Below are 15,620 nucleotides of genomic sequence, written 5' to 3' on the forward strand. Positions count from 1 at the left end.
CACGCTCACGGCACGTCCTCGCCCAGGCCGGCCGCCGACACGGCGGCGAGGCCGCGCTCGGCGCGCAGCCCGTTCAGCTGGCGCAGGTCGAAGAGCCCGTCGATGGAGCCCTCCTTCTGGGTGCCCGCGCGCAGGCCGCCCTCGAGCAGGGTCGCGAAGGCCGCGGCGTGCGGGTCGGACGAGAAGGCGACGTTCTCGAGCGCCCGCCGCAGCACGGCGTCGTCGAGCGGCTTGCCCGTGTCGGCGGCGAGCTTGGCGTTGATCGCGTCGGGCGCCTCGGCGGGGTGGTCGTTCAGCCAGTCGACGGCGTCGAGGTGGCCGCGCAGCAGCGCCTCGACCGTCTCGGGGTGCGCGGCGAGGAACTGCGCGCGCACGAGCAGCACCGTGGTGGGGAAGGCGCCGTCCGGCCACAGGTCGGCCTCGTCGACGAGCACGTGCCCGCCCGCGTCGAGCACGAGCCGCGACGCCCACGGCTCGGGCACCCACGCGCCGTCGAACTGCCCGCTCTGGAACAGGCGCAGGGTCTGCGCGTTCTCGGTGGGGCTCACGGTGACGTCGCCGCCGCCCGCGAGAGAGGTCTCGAAGCCCTGGTCGGCGAGCCACACGCGCAGCGCGACGTCCTGCGTGTTGCCCAGCTGCGGCGAGGCGATCGTCGTGCCGGCCAGGTCGGCGGCCGTGTCGATGCCGTCGCGCACGACGAGCGCGGCGCCGCCCGTGGTCGCGCCCGCGACGACGCGCGCCGACTGCCCGCCCGACTGGATGAAGGTGTTCACCGCCGGGTTGGGGCCGATGTAGGTCGCGTCGATCGCGCCCGCCGAGAGCGCCTCGATCGCGGCGGGGCCGGCGCTGAAGATCTGCGTGCTCAGCTCGGTGTCGCCGAGACGGTCGTCGAACAGCCCCTCCTGCACGCCGATCAGGGCCGGCGCGTGGGTCACGTTCGCGAAGTAGCCCAGGCGCAGCTCGGCGGCGGGCGTGCCGTTCGTGAGGTCGGCGGGCCCGATCACGCCCGCCTCGGCGGAGGCGACGCAGCCGGCGAGCGCGAGGGCGCCCGCGGTCAGGCCCGCCAGGGCCGTCGCGGTGCGTGCACGGCTGTTCATCGTTCGCCTCCTCTGCGGGGGTCGGGTGAGCGGTGGTGGGGAGTTCGGGGTCAGGCCTGCACGGCCCCGGTCACGGCTGCACCGTGCCGGCGGCGAGGGTCGCCCCGTCGGACGGATGGATGACGAGGAACGAGCCGCCCGCGCGCGAGACGGCATAGGGCTCGACGGGCAGCTCGACCGCCGCGCGCACGCGTGCACGGCCGATGTCGTTGACCTCGAGCGCGGCCGTGGGGGCGAACTCGAGCGTGTCGAGGTCGCGTCGGCTCGTGATCTCGACGATCGCCTGCACGGTCGCCGTGCCGTGCTTGACGAGCACGCGCTGGCCGGATGCCAGGGGCCGCGCGTCGAGCTGGAACAGCTCCGCCTCGAAAGCCCGGGTCGGCGTCGGCGCGCTGCCGGCCGCGACGATGAGGGCGCCGCGTGCGGCATCCACGTCGTCGGCCAGCTGCAGCGACACCGACTGCGGCGCCGTGGCCTGCTCGGCCGCGACGCCGGCGATCTCGATGCCCGTGACGGTCGTCTCGAACCCGCCGGGCAGCACCGCGACGCGGTCGCCGACGCGCACGTCGCCCGCCGACACGCGGCCCGCGACGGCGCGGTAGTCGCGGTAGCGCTCGGCGGCGGCCGGATCGGCCGCGAGCTGCGGCGCCAGCCCGCCCTGCGGGCGCAGCACGAGCTGCACGGGCAGGCGGAAGGGCGCACCGGCATCCGCGTGCCCGTTGGCGCCGTCGGCGGGCAGGGTCTCCAGCAGCTCGCGCAGCGACGGGCCCTCGAACCACGGGGTGCGCTCCGAGCGCTCGGCGATGTTGTCGCCCTCCAGCGCCGAGACCGGCAGCACGTGCGCATCGGCGATGCCGAGCTCGCCCGTGAGCGTGCGCACCTGCGCCTCGACGGCGCGGAACGGCTCCTCGGCGTAGCCGAGCAGGTCGATCTTGTTGACCGCGACGATCACGTGCGGCACGCGCAGCAGCGCGACGACCGCGAGGTGCCGGCGCGTCTGCTCCACGACGCCCTTGCGCGCGTCGATGAGCACGACCACGGCGTCGGCGGTCGTCGCGCCCGTGACCATGTTGCGCGTGTACTGCACGTGCCCGGGGCAGTCGGCGAGCACGAACGAGCGGCGGCCCGTGGAGAAGTAGCGGTACGCGACGTCGATCGTGATGCCCTGCTCGCGCTCGGCGCGCAGGCCGTCGGTGAGCAGCGCGAAGTCGAACTCGCCGTGCGCGAAGCCGCGCTCGGCCGAGGTGCGGGCGACCTGCTCGAGCTGGTCGGCGAGGATCGCCTTCGCGTCGTGCAGCAGGCGTCCGACGAGCGTCGACTTGCCGTCGTCGACCGAGCCGGCGGTCGCGAAGCGGAAGAGCGTGTCCGTCTCGATGGCGGCGGTGGTCATCAGAAGTACCCGTCCTTCTTGCGGTCCTCCATCGCCGCCTCCGAGAGGCGGTCGTCGGCGCGCGTCGCACCGCGCTCGGTGATCGTGGTGCGGGCGACCTCGGTGACGATCTGGGCGATGTCGGCGGCATCCGACTCGACGGCGCCCGTGCAGCTCATGTCGCCGACGGTGCGGTAGCGCACGGTGCGGCGCTCGACGGTCTCGTCCTCGCGCGGCGGCGAGAACTCGCCGACCGCGCGCCACATGCCGTCGCGCGCGAACACCTCGCGCTCGTGCGCGAAGTACAGCGGCGGCAGCGTGATGTCCTCGCGCTCGATGTAGCGCCACACGTCGAGCTCGGTCCAGTTCGAGATGGGGAACACGCGCACGTGCTGGCCCGGCGTGTGCCGCCCGTTGTACAGGCTCCACAGCTCGGGGCGCTGGTTGCGCGGGTCCCACTGCCCGAACTCGTCGCGCAGCGAGATGATGCGCTCCTTCGCGCGGGCGCGGTCCTCGTCGCGGCGCGCGCCGCCGAACACGGCGTCGTGCCGGCCCGCGGCGATCGCGTCGAGCAGCGGCAGGGTCTGCAGCGGGTTGCGCGTGCCGTCGGCGCGCTCGTGCAGCCGCCCGTCGTCGATGTAGTCCTGCACGCGCGCGACCTCGAGCCGCACGCCCAGGCGCGCGACCGTCTCGTCGCGGAAGGCGAGCACCTCGGGAAAGTTGTGGCCCGTGTCGACGTGCAGCAGCGAGAAGGGCACGCGGCCGGGGAAGAACGCCTTCGTCGCCAGGTGCAGCACGACGACCGAGTCCTTGCCGCCCGAGAACAGCAGCACGGGGCGCTCGAACTCGGCGACGACCTCGCGGATCACGTGGATCGCCTCGGCCTCGAGCAGGTCGAGCGCGTCGAGGCCTTTCGCGCCGTCCGCGGCGCCGTCCGCGGTCAGGGGGCTGGTGTCGACGATGCTCATAGGTGCAGTCCGCATTCGGTCTTGGAGAGGCCCGCCCAGCGGCCCGAGCGGGGGTCCTCGCCCGGGGCGACGGGCTTGGTGCAGGGCTCGCAGCCGATCGAGGGGAAGCCGTGCTCCATCAGCAGGTTCACCGGCACGCGGTGCCGGTTGGCGTAGCCGATCAGGTCGTCGAAGGTCCACGCCGCGACGGGGTTCACCTTGACGAGCCCGTTGCGCTCGTCCCACTGCACGAGCGGGGTGTTCGTGCGCGTCGGGGCCTCCTCGCGGCGCACGCCCGTGAACCACAGCTCGTAGCCGCCGAGCGCGTCGTGCAGCGGCTCCACCTTGCGGCGCGCGCAGCACAGCCCCGGGTCGCGCGCGAACAGCTTCTCGCCGAACTCGGCATCCTGCTCGGCGACGGTCTGCTCGGGCAGCACGTCGATGATCCGCACGTCGAGCACGCGGTCGACCTCGTCGCGCGTGACACGCGTCTCGGTGAAGTGGTAGCCGGTGTCGAGGAAGAGCACGTCGACGCCGGGGAGCTGCTCGGCCACGAGGTGCGGCAGGGCGGCATCCGCCATCGAGCACGCCACGGCGCACGCGTCGACGCCGAAGCTGCGGGCGACCCACGCGACGACCTCGGCGGGCGAGGCCTCGTGGTCGGTCAGGCTGCCGAGCTCTTCGGCGCCGCGCTCGGCGATCGCGCGCAGCTCGTCGGCCGAGCGGCGCACGGCGGCGCGGGGAGCCAGGGACACGGTCATTGCAGCGCCTCCTCTTCTGCGCGGTGCGCCCACTGGGCGAAGGTCTCGTCGGCCTCGCGATCGGCGAGGAAGCGCTTCACGACGCGCTCGACGTAGTCGGCGATGCCGTCGGCGGCGACCTTGAGGCCGCGCACCGTGCGGCCGAGGCCCGGCTCCTCGCGGTCGCTCGAGGCGAGCCCGCCGCCGAGGTGCACCTGATAGCCGGGCACCTGCTCGCCGTCGATCATCACGAGCTGGCCCTTGAGGCCGATGTCGGCGGTCTGGATGCGCGCGCACGAGTTCGGGCAGCCGTTCACGTGCAGCGAGATCGGATGCGGCAGGTCGAAGCCCTGCAGCCGCTCCTCGAGCGCGAGGATCGCGGCCTTCGCGTTGACCTTGGTCTCGACGATCGCGAGCTTGCAGAACTCGATGCCCGTGCACGCGATCGTGCCGCGGCGCAGCAGGCTCGGACGCGCCTGCAGGTCGAGCTCGTTCAGCGCCGCGACGAGCGGCTCGACCCGCTCCTCGGGCACGTCGAGGATGACGAGCTTCTGGTGCGGCGTCGTGCGCAGCCGCGTCGAGCCGTGCGCCTCCATGACGTCGGCGAGCTTCGCGAGCGTGGGGCCCGAGACGCGGCCCACGATGGGGGTGACGCCCACGTAGAACAGGCCGTCCTTCTGCCGGTGGATGCCGACGTGGTCGCCCGACGACGTCGGCTTGCCCGGGGCGGGACCGTCGGGCAGCGCGTAGCCGAGGTACTCGTCCTGCAGCACGGTGCGGAACTTCTCGGTGCCCCACTCGGCGAGCAGGAACTTGAGGCGCGCCTTGTTGCGCAGGCGGCGGTAGCCGTAGTCGCGGAAGATCTGGGTGACGCCGTGCCACACGTCGGCGACCTGATCGGGGCGCACGAAGGTGCCGAGCCGCTCGCCGAGCCGCGGCGTCGTGGAGAGGGCGCCGCCGACCCACAGGTCGTAGCCCACGCCCAGCTCGGGGTGGGTCACGGCGACGAAGGCGACGTCGTTGATCTCGTGCACGACGTCCTGGCTCGGGTGGCCCGTGATGGCCGACTTGAACTTGCGGGGCAGGTTCGCCAGTGACGGGTCGCCGATGAAGCGCTCCGTGATCTCGTCGATCTGCGGCGTCGGGTCGATGAGCTCGTCGGCGGCGATGCCGGCGACGGGCGAGCCGAGGATCACGCGCGGCACGTCGCCGCACGCCTCGGTCGTGCTGAGGCCCACGCCCTCGAGGCGGCGCCAGATCTCGGGCACGTCCTCGACGCGGATCCAGTGCAGCTGGATGTTCTGCCGGTCGGTGACGTCGGCCGTGTCGCGGCCGAAGTCGATCGAGATGTTCGCGATGACGCGCAGCTGCTCCGTCGTGAGCTGCCCGCCGTCGATGCGCACGCGCAGCATGAAGTACTCGTCTTCGAGCTCGTGCGGCTCGAGCTGCGCGGTGCGGCCGCCGTCGATGCCGGGCTTGCGCTGCGTGTAGAGGCCCCACCAGCGGAAGCGTCCGTGCAGGTCGGTCGGGTCGATCGAGGCGAAGCCGCCGTCGGCGTAGACGCTCTCGATGCGCTCGCGCACGGCGAGGCCGCCGTCCTGCTGCTTCCACTCCTCGTTGCCGTTGAGCGGAGCGGTGCCGTCGATCTTCCACTGTCCGTTGGGCTTCGACGACGGGCGAGGCGGACGCGCACGGTCGACGGAAGGCCTCGACGGAGGGTTGGCGGTTTCGCTGACGGTCACTCGGTGAGACTATGCGCCCTCGCGGCGATCGACGACATCCGAGGCGTCATCCTTCGGAACGCTCTGTAACAGTGCGTCACGCAGTTGACGGAACGGCCTCGATGCCCGATCCTCTGCGATACCGGTCGAGCACGATCGCCACGAGCGCGTCGGCGGGCGCGTCGTCGTCGAGCAGCGGGCGGGCGACGGGGGCGCCGCCCGCGAGCCGCACCGTGAGGTCGTGGAAGTAGCCGGGCGCCATGAGATAGGTCGCCACGACGGGCCGTGCGCCGTCCGCAGCCGCGGCGGCGACCGCGGCGTCGAGGCGGGGCTCGGCGGCGGCGAGGAAGCCGACCGAGACGGGGCGGCCGATGCGCTCCGCCAGCAGGGTCGCCACCGTGCGGCAGTCGTCGTTGGCGCGCTCGTCGCTGGAGCCCGCGACGGCGAGCACGACGGCGTGGTCGGCGTCGAGCCCGCCGGGCACGAGCGCGTCGAGGCGGGCCGCGAGCACCTCGGCGAGGCGCGGATCGGGGCCGAGTGCGGGGCCGACGACCGCGTCGGCGCGCTCGGCGACCGACTCCGCGAGATCGACGTGCACGTGGTAGCCCGCCGAGAGCAGCAGCGGCACGATCGTGACGGGGCCGTCGAGCGCGGCGAGCGACGCCTCGACGTCGGGCTGCTGCACGTCGACGTGCCCGAGGCGCACGACGACGTCGGGCGCCGCCGCGGCGACGGCGTCGACGAGCGCCGAGACGGCGCTCTGGCCCGCGGGCGACGCGGTGCCGTGAGAGATGGCGAGGAGTGCGCGAGAGGGCATGCGCCCATTCTCACGCACTCCTCGCGTCGTGCGCCGGGCGCGGTCGCCCCGCACGGCGGGGCTCAGGCCTCGTGCGACGGGGTGGGACCGGCGGTGGATGCGCGCTCCGCGTCGGCGGCGGACGCGTCCACCGGGTCGGCGGCGGCACGCGCCAGGCCGGCGGCGAAGCCGCGCTCGAACCCGCGCTCGAAGGCGCGCTGCACGCGGATGCGACCGCGACGGCGGTGCTCGTGCGGGCCGCGGTGGCCGTGCTCGTGCGGGCCGGGGCGGCCGTGCTCGTGCGGGCCGGGGCGGCCGTGGCGCTGCTCGCGCGGGCCGTACTCGTTCAGGCCGGGGCGGCCGTAGCCGTAGCCGTCCTCGTTCGGGCGGCCGTAGCCGTGCTCGCGCGGGCCGGGGCGGCCGTGGCGGTGCGGGCGACCGCAGCGGTCGTCGGAGCGGTCGTCGGCGGGGAAGTGATTCTGAGGGGTGGAGTTCATGGCGAAGGTCCTTTCGGGATGGATGCATGTGAGTTGACATGTATATGTATAGTGACATGGAATGCGATGCATGTCAAGTCGCATGTACATTGGCGGGATGACGGATGCCGACCGCCCCGCCGCCCCCGACGACCTCGACGTGATCCTCGGCGCCCTCGGCGCGCTGCGCGGGCGCGGTCCGGGGGGCGCCCGCGGGGGTCCGCACCGGCACGGCCACCACGGTCCGCACCGGCGCGGGGGAGTGCCCGGCCACGAGCGCGGTCACGACCACGACCACGGCCGCGGCGAAGGGCCGGAGCCCGACGGCATGCGCGGCGCGCGTATCGGCGGGCCGGCACGGCTGCGTCTGCTGGAGGCGCTCGCCGCGGCATCCGTCCCGCTCTCGGTGAGCGAGGCGGCCGACGTGATCGGCGTCGATCAGCCGCGGGCGTCGCGGCTCGTGCAGCAGGCCGTCGAGATGGGTCTCGTGCGCCGCGAGGCCGACCCCGCCGACGCGCGGCGCACGCGCATCGCGCTCACCGACCAGGGGGCCGGGCTCGTGCGCGGCTTCCGCGGCCGGCGCCGCGACCAGCTCGCGACGGCGCTCGAGGGGTTCACCGCGCCCGAGCGGGCCGAGCTCGCCCGGCTGCTGGCCCGGCTTGCCGATGCGTGGCCGCGCGAGTAGCGCGCGATCCCCGCGGGCTCCCGCTGCTTTCCGGAGGCGCGGCGGTGCGGGGATAAAATATTAGGCATCACACATTTTGCTTGCATCGTTCGTGTGCCCGATGACACGATGGAAGCGCCCGGGCGTCGTCGCGCGCGGGCACGGAAGAGCCGCAGAGAGCAAGGAGGCCCGCATGCGAGGAATCGTCTTCCCCGGAGACGGCACGGCCGTCGTCAAGGAGTTCCCCGACCCGACGCCGGGATACGGCGAGGTCGTCGTCGAGAACCGCGCATCCGGCATGTGCGGCAGCGACCTGCACTTCTACCACGGCAGCTTCCCCGTCGCCCCGGGCATTGTGCAGGGCCACGAGCCGTGCGGCGTCGTGCATGCCGTCGGCGAGGGCGTCGACCCGCGGGTCGCGAAGGTGGGCGACCGCGTCATGATCCATCACTACTGGGGCTGCGGCTCCTGCCGGCGCTGTCGCGAGGGCTGGCCGCAGATGTGCGAGGTGGCCCCGGGCCAGGCCCTCGCCACGCACGCCAACGGCGGCCACGCCCCCTACCTCAAGGTGCCGTCGAGCAGCCTCATGCCCCTGCCCGACGAGCTGTCGTTCAGGGCCGGCGCCGCGATCGGCTGCGGCACGGGCACCGCGTGGGGCGGCATCAAGCGCATCGAGCAGCTCGGCGGCATCGGCGACACCTGGACGGCCGTGTTCGGCCAGGGCCCCGTGGGGCTGTCGGGCGTGATGTTCGCGGCGTCGATGGGCGCCCGCGTCATCGCCGTCGACGTCGACGACAAGCGCCTGGAGCAGGCGAAGAGGTTCGGCGCCGAGGTCGTCGTCAACTCGCGCACGCAGCCGCTCGTCGACGTCGTGAACGAGCACACGAAGGGTCGCGGCGTCGACGTCGTGCTGGAGACGTCGGGTCACGCCGGCGCCGACGCGCTGAGCGTGCTGGGGACGTACGGCCGCGCCGCGTTCATCGGCCTTCCCGGCAAGGTCGAGTTCACGACGCAGCTCGTCTACAAGAAGCAGTGGACGCTGTTCACGTCGTGGACGATGTCGTGGATGGAGCAGCAGCGCTGCGCCGACTACGTCGTGTCGCACGGCCTGCCGGTCGACGACCTGTTCTCGCACTCGTGGACGATCGAGCAGGCCGCCGAGGCCTACGCCTGGTTCGACCGGCAGGACGCCGGCAAGGGCGTCTTCGAGTTCGCGCACTGAGCCCGCGGCGGGCGGGGGTGCGTGCAGGTGAGGCTCGCACCCCCGCCCGCCGCGTCTTCTGCGACCGTCGTAACCGGACGCGTCCAGGCCTATGAGATCTCGGCCTGCTCCGCCTTCACCGGCAGCATGAGCACGAGGCCCGCGAGCAGCACGATCACGAGGCCGAGCACGCCGAGGCGCGTGTCGCCCGTGGCCGCGACGAACAGCGCGAACAGGCCGGGGGCCATGAACGACACCGCCCGGCCGGATGTCGCGTAGAGCCCGAAGATCTCGCCCTCGCGGCCCGACGGCGTGATGCGCGCCAGGAACGAGCGCGACGCCGACTGCACGGGGCCGACGAACATGCACAGGATGAGGCCGAGGATCCAGAACCCCGTCTTCGCCGTGCCGATGAACAGCACCGCCAGCCCCGCCGCGACGAGTCCCACGAGCGAGACGATGATGACCCGCTTGGGCCCGAACGCGTCGTCGAGGCGCCCCGCGGCGATCGTGGAGACGCCGGCGACGACGTTGGCCGCGACGGCGAAGTAGAGCACCTCCGAGGCGCTGAACCCGAAGACCTGCGCCGCGATGATCGCGCCGAACGTGAACACGCCCGCGAGGCCGTCGCGGAAGACCGCGCTCGCGAGCAGGAAGAGCAGCACCTGGCGGCTCGTGCGCCACAGGCCGGCGAGCGTGCGCGCGAGCAGCACGTACGAGCGGAAGAAGCCCACGCGCTCGACGTCGTCGCGGGCCGGGATCTCGGGAACGCGCAGCAGCACGGGGATCGCGAAGACCGCGAACCACACGGCCGACGCCAGCACCGCGAGACGGATGTGCAGGCCGCCCTCCGTCGTGATGCCGAGCGGGCCCGGGCTCGAGACGAGGCCGATGAACCCGACGAGCAGCACGAGGAGCAGCACGATGCCGCCGACGTATCCCATGCCCCATCCGAAGCCCGAGACGCGGCCGATGGTCTCGCGCGTCGAGACCTGCACGAGCATCGCGTTGTAGTTGACGCTCGCGAACTCGAAGAACACGTTGCCGACGGCGAGCAGCGTCGCGCCGAGCACGAGGTACTCGGGGGCGCCCTCGACGAACACCATCGCCGCCATGGCGAACACGACGAGCGCGGTGTTGATGCCGAGCCACAGCTTGCGCCGGCCCGATCCGTCGGAGCGCTGTCCCATCACGGGCGCGAGCACGGCGATGAGGATGCCGGCGACCATGAGCGCGAGGCCGATGAAGCTCGCGTTCTCGGCCAGTGCGCGCGTCAGCGCCGGGTCGTTCGGGTCGTCGCCGGCCGCCGCGACGATCGCGGGGTCGACGAACGCGCGGGATGCCAGGAACGTGCTGAACACGAACGTCGTGACGACGGCCTGGAAGGCGGCCGACCCCCAGTCCCACAGCGCCCAGGCGAGCACGCCGCGCGGTCGGTGCGATGCGTCCATGCTCGTCACGCTAGGTCCCTTCGGTGAACGACCGGTGCTGCGACGTCGCAGCACGTGCTCAGGCTACTGGCGCACCCGGGTCCTCAGGGGTAGAGCGGTCCCTGTGTCGCGGCGAGGACCGCGTTCGGCCCCGCGCTCCACCCCGCCGGCAGCGTCGCCGTCACGCGCAGGCCCCAGAGCCGGCTGTCCCGCCACTGCACGGAGTAGAGGCCGATGCTGTGCGTCGACGCGAAGGGGAGCCTCGTCAGGTATGTCGACGCGGTGTGGTTCGCGTTGACGGAGTCGCCGGGCGGGTCGACGACGGTGCTCACGTAGTCGAACTGCGACGACACGACCGTCCACAGGCGGCTGTGCACTCCCGTCACCTCGATCGTGACGAGCGTGCCCTGCGGGATCGGCACGGCCGCCGAGGAGGGCGTGAGCGAGAAGAGCGTGTCGTACCCGGGGCGGGTCTGGCTCTTCACGTGCGTGATCGTCACGAGCAGGTCGCCCGCGTCCTGCGGCGTCGTGGTGGCCGCGACGACGGGCGCCGCGACCGCCGCGGCGACGACGGGGACCGACCAGGCCGCTGCGGCGAGCAGCGAGCGCCGACCGGTGGTGCGGCGAGCGTCGGGGGCGCTCTCGGTCATGCGTGCTCCTTGTGCGGGGTGGGGGGACGTGCGGGGTGGGGATGCGGGTCGGGGTGTGCGGGCCTGGGGCGAGGCAGAGAACTGCACACACTGTATTAGTAGCATGATGGCAGAAATGTGCCGCCGCCTATAGTTGCCACATGGTCGGCTCCGCTTCGCCATCGGGCGCAGAGAGGTCGGGCGCGGGCGGATCGGGCGCGGGCGGGTCGACGCGCACCGACAGACGCCGGGCGGCGACGCGCGCCCGCATCCTCGTGGCCGCCGACCGGCTGTTCGCGGAGCGGGGCTACGAGGCGACGTCGGTCGAGGGCATCGCGGATGCCGCCGACGTCGCCGTGCGCACGATCTACCTGCACTTCCCGTCGAAGGCGGCCATGCTGCTCGCCTATTTCGACGACTGGCTCGACGCGTTCGTCGCGGCGATCGTCGCCCGGCCGGTCGACGAGCCGATCGATCGCACCGTCGAGGCGGCGCTGGGCGTCATGGCGCGGGAGGGCTGGACCGACCGGCGCTACGACGAGATGCCCGCGCCGTATCCGACGGTGGAGTTCCTGGGCGGCGGGCCGCCCGAGATCGCGGGGCACATCCTGCACAGCTGGGTGCGGGCGCAGGACGTCATCGCCGCCGACGCGCGCGAGCGCGGCGGCCACGGCGTCGACTCGCTCGTGCCGCGCGCCCGCGCCGCCGCCGTGTTCGCCGCCTGGGTCGCGACGCTGCTCGTCGCGGGCGAGAGCGCCCGCGAGGGGCGGCAGCCGCCCGAGGCCTCCGGCCACGAGCTCGGCGCCGCGCTGCTCGCCGTCATCGCCCGCGGCGCCACGCCCCCGCCCGCCCCCTGACCCGCCCCGGTGCCTGCTCGTCTGCCGAGAGGGGAGTGGCTGAAAACTTGACATGAGTTGTATCAAGTTCGTTTGACAGGGTGTTGCGGAGGGCGTACTGTCTAAGGCATGACATCTTGAGCCCATCCGGCTCAACCACGCAGACTTCACGATCTCGACAGGCCGGCGCCGCGCGCCGGCACTCGAACACCGAAAGGAACACACATGGCACGTGCAGTGGGCATCGACCTCGGTACGACGAACTCCGTCGTCTCCGTCCTCGAGGGCGGCGAGCCGAAGGTCATCGCCAACGCCGAAGGATTCCGCACGACCCCCTCGGTCGTCGCGTTCACCAAGGACGGCGAGGTGCTCGTCGGCGAGACCGCCAAGCGCCAGGCCGTCACCAACGTCGACCGCACGCTGACCTCGGTCAAGCGTCACATGGGCACCGACTGGAAGACCCAGGCCATCGACGGCAAGAACTACACCCCGCAGGAGATCTCGGCCCGCATCCTGCAGAAGCTCAAGCGCGACGCCGAGACCTACCTCGGCGACACCGTGACCGACGCGGTCATCACGGTGCCCGCGTACTTCAACGACGCCGAGCGCCAGGCGACGAAGGATGCCGGTGAGATCGCCGGCCTCAACGTGCTGCGCATCATCAACGAGCCCACCGCCGCGGCCCTCGCGTACGGCCTCGACAAGGGCAAGGAGGACGAGCTCATCCTCGTCTTCGACCTCGGTGGCGGCACGTTCGACGTCTCGCTGCTCGAGGTGGGCAAGGACGACGACTTCTCGACGATCCAGGTGCGCGCCACGGCGGGCGACAACCGCCTCGGCGGCGACGACTGGGACCAGCGCGTCGTCGACTACCTGATCAAGCAGTTCAAGGACACGACGGGCGTCGACGTCTCGGGCGACAAGATCGCCCTGCAGCGTCTCAAGGAGGCTGCGGAGCAGGCCAAGAAGGAGCTCTCGTCGTCGACGAGCACGTCGGTCAACCTGCCCTACCTGTCGCTGACCGACTCGGGCCCCGTGTCGCTGAGCGAGACGCTCACCCGCGCGAAGTTCGAGGAGCTCACGAAGGACCTGCTCGACCGCACCAAGAAGCCGTTCGAGGACGTCATCCGCGAGGCGGGCGTCAAGGTCGGCGACATCGACCACGTCGTGCTCGTCGGCGGCTCGACCCGCATGCCGCAGGTCACCGAGCTCGTCAAGCAGCTCACGGGCGGCAAGGAGCCCAACAAGGGCGTCAACCCCGATGAGGTCGTCGCCGTCGGCGCCGCGCTGCAGGCCGGTGTGCTGAAGGGCGAGCGCAAGGACGTGCTGCTCATCGACGTGACCCCCCTGAGCCTCGGCATCGAGACCAAGGGCGGCATCATGACCAAGCTCATCGAGCGCAACACGGCCATCCCGACCAAGCGCAGCGAGACGTTCACGACCGCCGACGACAACCAGCCGTCGGTCGCGATCCAGGTCTTCCAGGGCGAGCGCGAGTTCACGCGCGACAACAAGCCGCTCGGCACGTTCGAGCTCACCGGCATCGCGCCGGCGCCCCGCGGCATCCCGCAGATCGAGGTCACCTTCGACATCGACGCGAACGGCATCGTGCACGTGTCAGCGAAGGACAAGGGCACCGGCAAGGAGCAGTCGATGACGATCACGGGCGGCTCGTCGCTGCCCAAGGAGGACATCGACCGCATGGTGCGCGAGGCCGAGGAGCACGCCGCCGAGGACAAGAAGCGCCGCGAGGCGCAGGACACGCGCAACCAGGCCGAGACCCTCGCCTACTCCGTCGAGAAGCTGCTCAAGGAGAACGAGGACAAGCTGCCCGAGAACATCAAGACCGAGGTGCAGGCCGACGTCGACGCGCTCAAGACGGCGCTCGCCGGCGACAACGACGACACGGTCAAGGACGCCTTCGACAAGCTGAGCCAGTCGCAGGGCAAGATCGGCGAGGCGCTCTACGCGGCGGGTCAGGCGTCGGCGGATGCCGCTGACGAGCAGCCCGCGGGCGAGCAGCCGGCATCGGATGAGGACGTCGTCGACGCCGAGGTCGTCGAGGACGAGGACGAGAAGAAGTAGTTATGACCGACAAGGACTTCGACGAGAACGAGGTCCCCGGTGGTGAGGGGTCGGAGGCGGCCGCCGATGAGGCGGCCCGCCCCGACCCCGACCTGCAGGAGGACGCCGCAGGCGACGACGAGCTCACGATCGAGGACATCCTCGGCACGGAGCAGACCGACGAGGCCGCCGTCGTGGACGCCGAGAACCCCGACCTGCTGCTCGACCTGAAGCGCGTGCAGGCGGAGTACGCCAACTACCGCCGGCGCACCGAGGAGCAGCGCGAGATCGAGATCGAGCGCGCCAAGGGCTCGGTGGCCTCGGGCCTGCTGCCCGTGCTCGACGACCTCGACCGCGCCGAGAAGCACGGCGACCTCGCGGAGGGCTCGGCCCTGCTGGCGATCGCCGAGAAGCTGCGCGCCGTCGTGGCGCGCCTCGGCGTGGAGCGCTACGGCGCGGCGGGCGAGGTGTTCGACCCGCTGCAGCACGAGGCGATCGTGCAGGTGCCCACCCCCGGTGCCGAGACCCCGACGATCCTCGAGGTCGTCGAGGTGGGGTACCGGCTCGGTGCGATCGAGCTGCGCCCCGCGAAGGTCGTCGTGGCCGTCGCCGCCGAGTAGTCAGAAGGAGACACATGGCCAGCCAGGACTGGTTCGATAGGGACTTCTACAAGGTGCTCGGGGTCGACAAGAACGTCACCGACGCCGAGCTGAAGAAGACCTATCGCAAGCTCGCGCGCAAGTACCACCCCGACTCGACGCAGGGCGACCCCGTCGCCGAGGCGAAGTTCAAGGAGATCAGCGAGGCGTACTCGGTGCTCTCCGACAAGGAGCAGCGCGAGGAGTACGACCAGATCCGTGCGATGGGCGCCGGCGCGCCCCGGTTCACCGCGGGCGGCCAGGGCACGGGCGGCTTCGAGGACGTCTTCAGCCGCTTCACGACGCGCAGCAGCGGCGGGCAGCCCGACTTCGAGGACATCTTCGCGATGTTCGGGCAGCAGCAGGGCGGCGGCTTCGGGTCGGGGCGCTTCGGCCAGCCGACCGGCGGCTTCCGCGGCTACGGCGGCCCGCAGCGCGGCGCCGACGTCACCGCGCGCACGACGATCGACTTCGCGACGGCCGTGAAGGGCGACACGATCACCCTGCAGGGCGCCGAGGGCAAGCCGTTCAAGGTGAAGATCCCCGCGGGGGTCGCCGACGGGCAGAAGATCCGGCTGCGCGGCCGCGGGCGTCCGTCGCCCGACGGCGGCGAGGCCGGCGACGTCGTGGTGACCGTCGCGGTGCGTCCGCACGCGGTGTTCACGCGCGACGGGCTGAACCTGCGCGTGACGGTTCCCGTGACGTTCACCGAGGCGGCGCTCGGCGCGACGATCGAGGTGCCGACGCTGGGCGGCGACCCCGTGAAGCTGCGCGTCGCGCCCGGCACCCCGTCGGGACGCGTGCTGCGGGTCAAGGGCCGGGGCGTGCAGTCGGCCAAGGGCACGGGCGACCTGCTCGCCGAGGTGCAGGTGGTCGTGCCGTCGCACCTGGAGGGCCGTGCGCGCGAGGCGCTGGAGCAGTACCACGCGGTCGAGCCCAAGGAGAACCCGCGCGCCGACCTCATGGCGAAGGCGCGCGAGTAGCGGCGGCGGGAGAGACGGAGGTGAGCCGG

General features: G+C 72.3%; 15 protein-coding genes. 6 read left to right on the forward strand and 9 right to left on the reverse strand.

Features of this window, described 5'->3' with window-relative positions; genetic code table 11:
- Nucleotides 1–5 precede the first annotated feature (5 nt).
- The 7 genes from AOA12_RS02105 to AOA12_RS02135 form a co-directional block, all read right to left on the reverse strand.
- A complete protein-coding gene (locus AOA12_RS02105; protein ID WP_054679483.1) occupies nucleotides 6–1,097 on the reverse strand; it encodes an ABC transporter substrate-binding protein in 1,092 nt (363 codons plus the stop codon).
- A 70-nt stretch (nucleotides 1,098–1,167) separates the two neighbouring features.
- Complete coding sequence (locus tag AOA12_RS02110) at nucleotides 1,168–2,487, reverse strand: sulfate adenylyltransferase subunit 1 (RefSeq protein WP_054679486.1); 1,320 nt, start codon at nucleotides 2,485–2,487, stop codon at nucleotides 1,168–1,170.
- Entirely contained in the window at nucleotides 2,487–3,434 is a 948-nt protein-coding gene (cysD, locus tag AOA12_RS02115) for a sulfate adenylyltransferase subunit CysD (RefSeq protein WP_054679489.1), read from the reverse strand. Before cysD ends, AOA12_RS02110 begins: the two co-directional genes overlap by 1 nt.
- Nucleotides 3,431–4,174 carry a phosphoadenylyl-sulfate reductase gene (locus AOA12_RS02120; RefSeq protein ID WP_054679492.1) on the reverse strand — a complete coding sequence of 248 codons (744 nt, stop codon included), beginning with the start codon at nucleotides 4,172–4,174 and terminating at the stop codon, nucleotides 3,431–3,433. The genes cysD and AOA12_RS02120 overlap by 4 nt, the downstream gene beginning before the upstream one ends.
- Nucleotides 4,171–5,895, reverse strand: a complete 1,725-nt coding sequence (locus tag AOA12_RS02125) for a nitrite/sulfite reductase (RefSeq protein WP_054679495.1) — start codon at nucleotides 5,893–5,895, stop codon at nucleotides 4,171–4,173. Before AOA12_RS02125 ends, AOA12_RS02120 begins: the two co-directional genes overlap by 4 nt.
- 76 nt (nucleotides 5,896–5,971) lie before the next feature.
- Nucleotides 5,972–6,691, reverse strand: a complete 720-nt coding sequence (locus AOA12_RS02130) for a sirohydrochlorin chelatase (RefSeq protein ID WP_054679497.1) — start codon at nucleotides 6,689–6,691, stop codon at nucleotides 5,972–5,974.
- 62 nt (nucleotides 6,692–6,753) lie between these two features.
- A complete protein-coding gene (locus tag AOA12_RS02135; protein ID WP_054679500.1) occupies nucleotides 6,754–7,167 on the reverse strand; it encodes a hypothetical protein in 414 nt (137 codons plus the stop codon).
- A gap of 97 nt (nucleotides 7,168–7,264) precedes the next feature.
- On the opposite strand from AOA12_RS02135, the gene AOA12_RS22935 reads away from it, so the two are divergent.
- Nucleotides 7,265–7,831: a MarR family winged helix-turn-helix transcriptional regulator gene (locus tag AOA12_RS22935; protein ID WP_197281033.1), complete on the forward strand. Its 567-nt coding sequence runs from the start codon at nucleotides 7,265–7,267 to the stop codon at nucleotides 7,829–7,831.
- A gap of 172 nt (nucleotides 7,832–8,003) precedes the next feature.
- Nucleotides 8,004–9,032 (forward strand): zinc-binding dehydrogenase, encoded by a 1,029-nt coding sequence (locus AOA12_RS02145; protein WP_054679503.1) that lies wholly within the window; start codon nucleotides 8,004–8,006, stop codon nucleotides 9,030–9,032.
- 89 nt (nucleotides 9,033–9,121) lie between these two features.
- On the opposite strand, the gene AOA12_RS02150 is transcribed toward AOA12_RS02145, so the two are convergent.
- Complete coding sequence (locus AOA12_RS02150) at nucleotides 9,122–10,462, reverse strand: MFS transporter (RefSeq protein WP_054679506.1); 1,341 nt, start codon at nucleotides 10,460–10,462, stop codon at nucleotides 9,122–9,124.
- A gap of 83 nt (nucleotides 10,463–10,545) precedes the next feature.
- Entirely contained in the window at nucleotides 10,546–11,091 is a 546-nt protein-coding gene (locus AOA12_RS02155) for a hypothetical protein (RefSeq protein ID WP_054679509.1), read from the reverse strand.
- A 140-nt stretch (nucleotides 11,092–11,231) separates the two neighbouring features.
- On the opposite strand from AOA12_RS02155, the gene AOA12_RS02160 reads away from it, so the two are divergent.
- The 4 genes from AOA12_RS02160 (at nucleotide 11,232) to AOA12_RS02175 (ending at nucleotide 15,591) form a co-directional block, all read left to right on the forward strand.
- Nucleotides 11,232–11,927, forward strand: a complete 696-nt coding sequence (locus tag AOA12_RS02160) for a TetR/AcrR family transcriptional regulator (RefSeq protein ID WP_054679512.1) — start codon at nucleotides 11,232–11,234, stop codon at nucleotides 11,925–11,927.
- 204 nt (nucleotides 11,928–12,131) lie between these two features.
- Nucleotides 12,132–13,991, forward strand: a complete 1,860-nt coding sequence (gene dnaK / locus AOA12_RS02165; RefSeq protein WP_054679515.1) for a molecular chaperone DnaK — start codon at nucleotides 12,132–12,134, stop codon at nucleotides 13,989–13,991.
- A gap of 2 nt (nucleotides 13,992–13,993) precedes the next feature.
- Nucleotides 13,994–14,590 (forward strand): nucleotide exchange factor GrpE, encoded by a 597-nt coding sequence (locus tag AOA12_RS02170; RefSeq protein WP_054679518.1) that lies wholly within the window; start codon nucleotides 13,994–13,996, stop codon nucleotides 14,588–14,590.
- A gap of 14 nt (nucleotides 14,591–14,604) precedes the next feature.
- Nucleotides 14,605–15,591, forward strand: coding sequence for a DnaJ C-terminal domain-containing protein (locus tag AOA12_RS02175; RefSeq protein ID WP_054679521.1), 987 nt, complete (start codon nucleotides 14,605–14,607; stop codon nucleotides 15,589–15,591).
- The last annotated feature ends 29 nt before the right edge of the window (nucleotides 15,592–15,620 follow it).

Origin of the sequence: Microbacterium sp. No. 7, from assembly GCF_001314225.1 — a bacterium.
Lineage (GTDB): Bacteria > Actinomycetota > Actinomycetes > Actinomycetales > Microbacteriaceae > Microbacterium.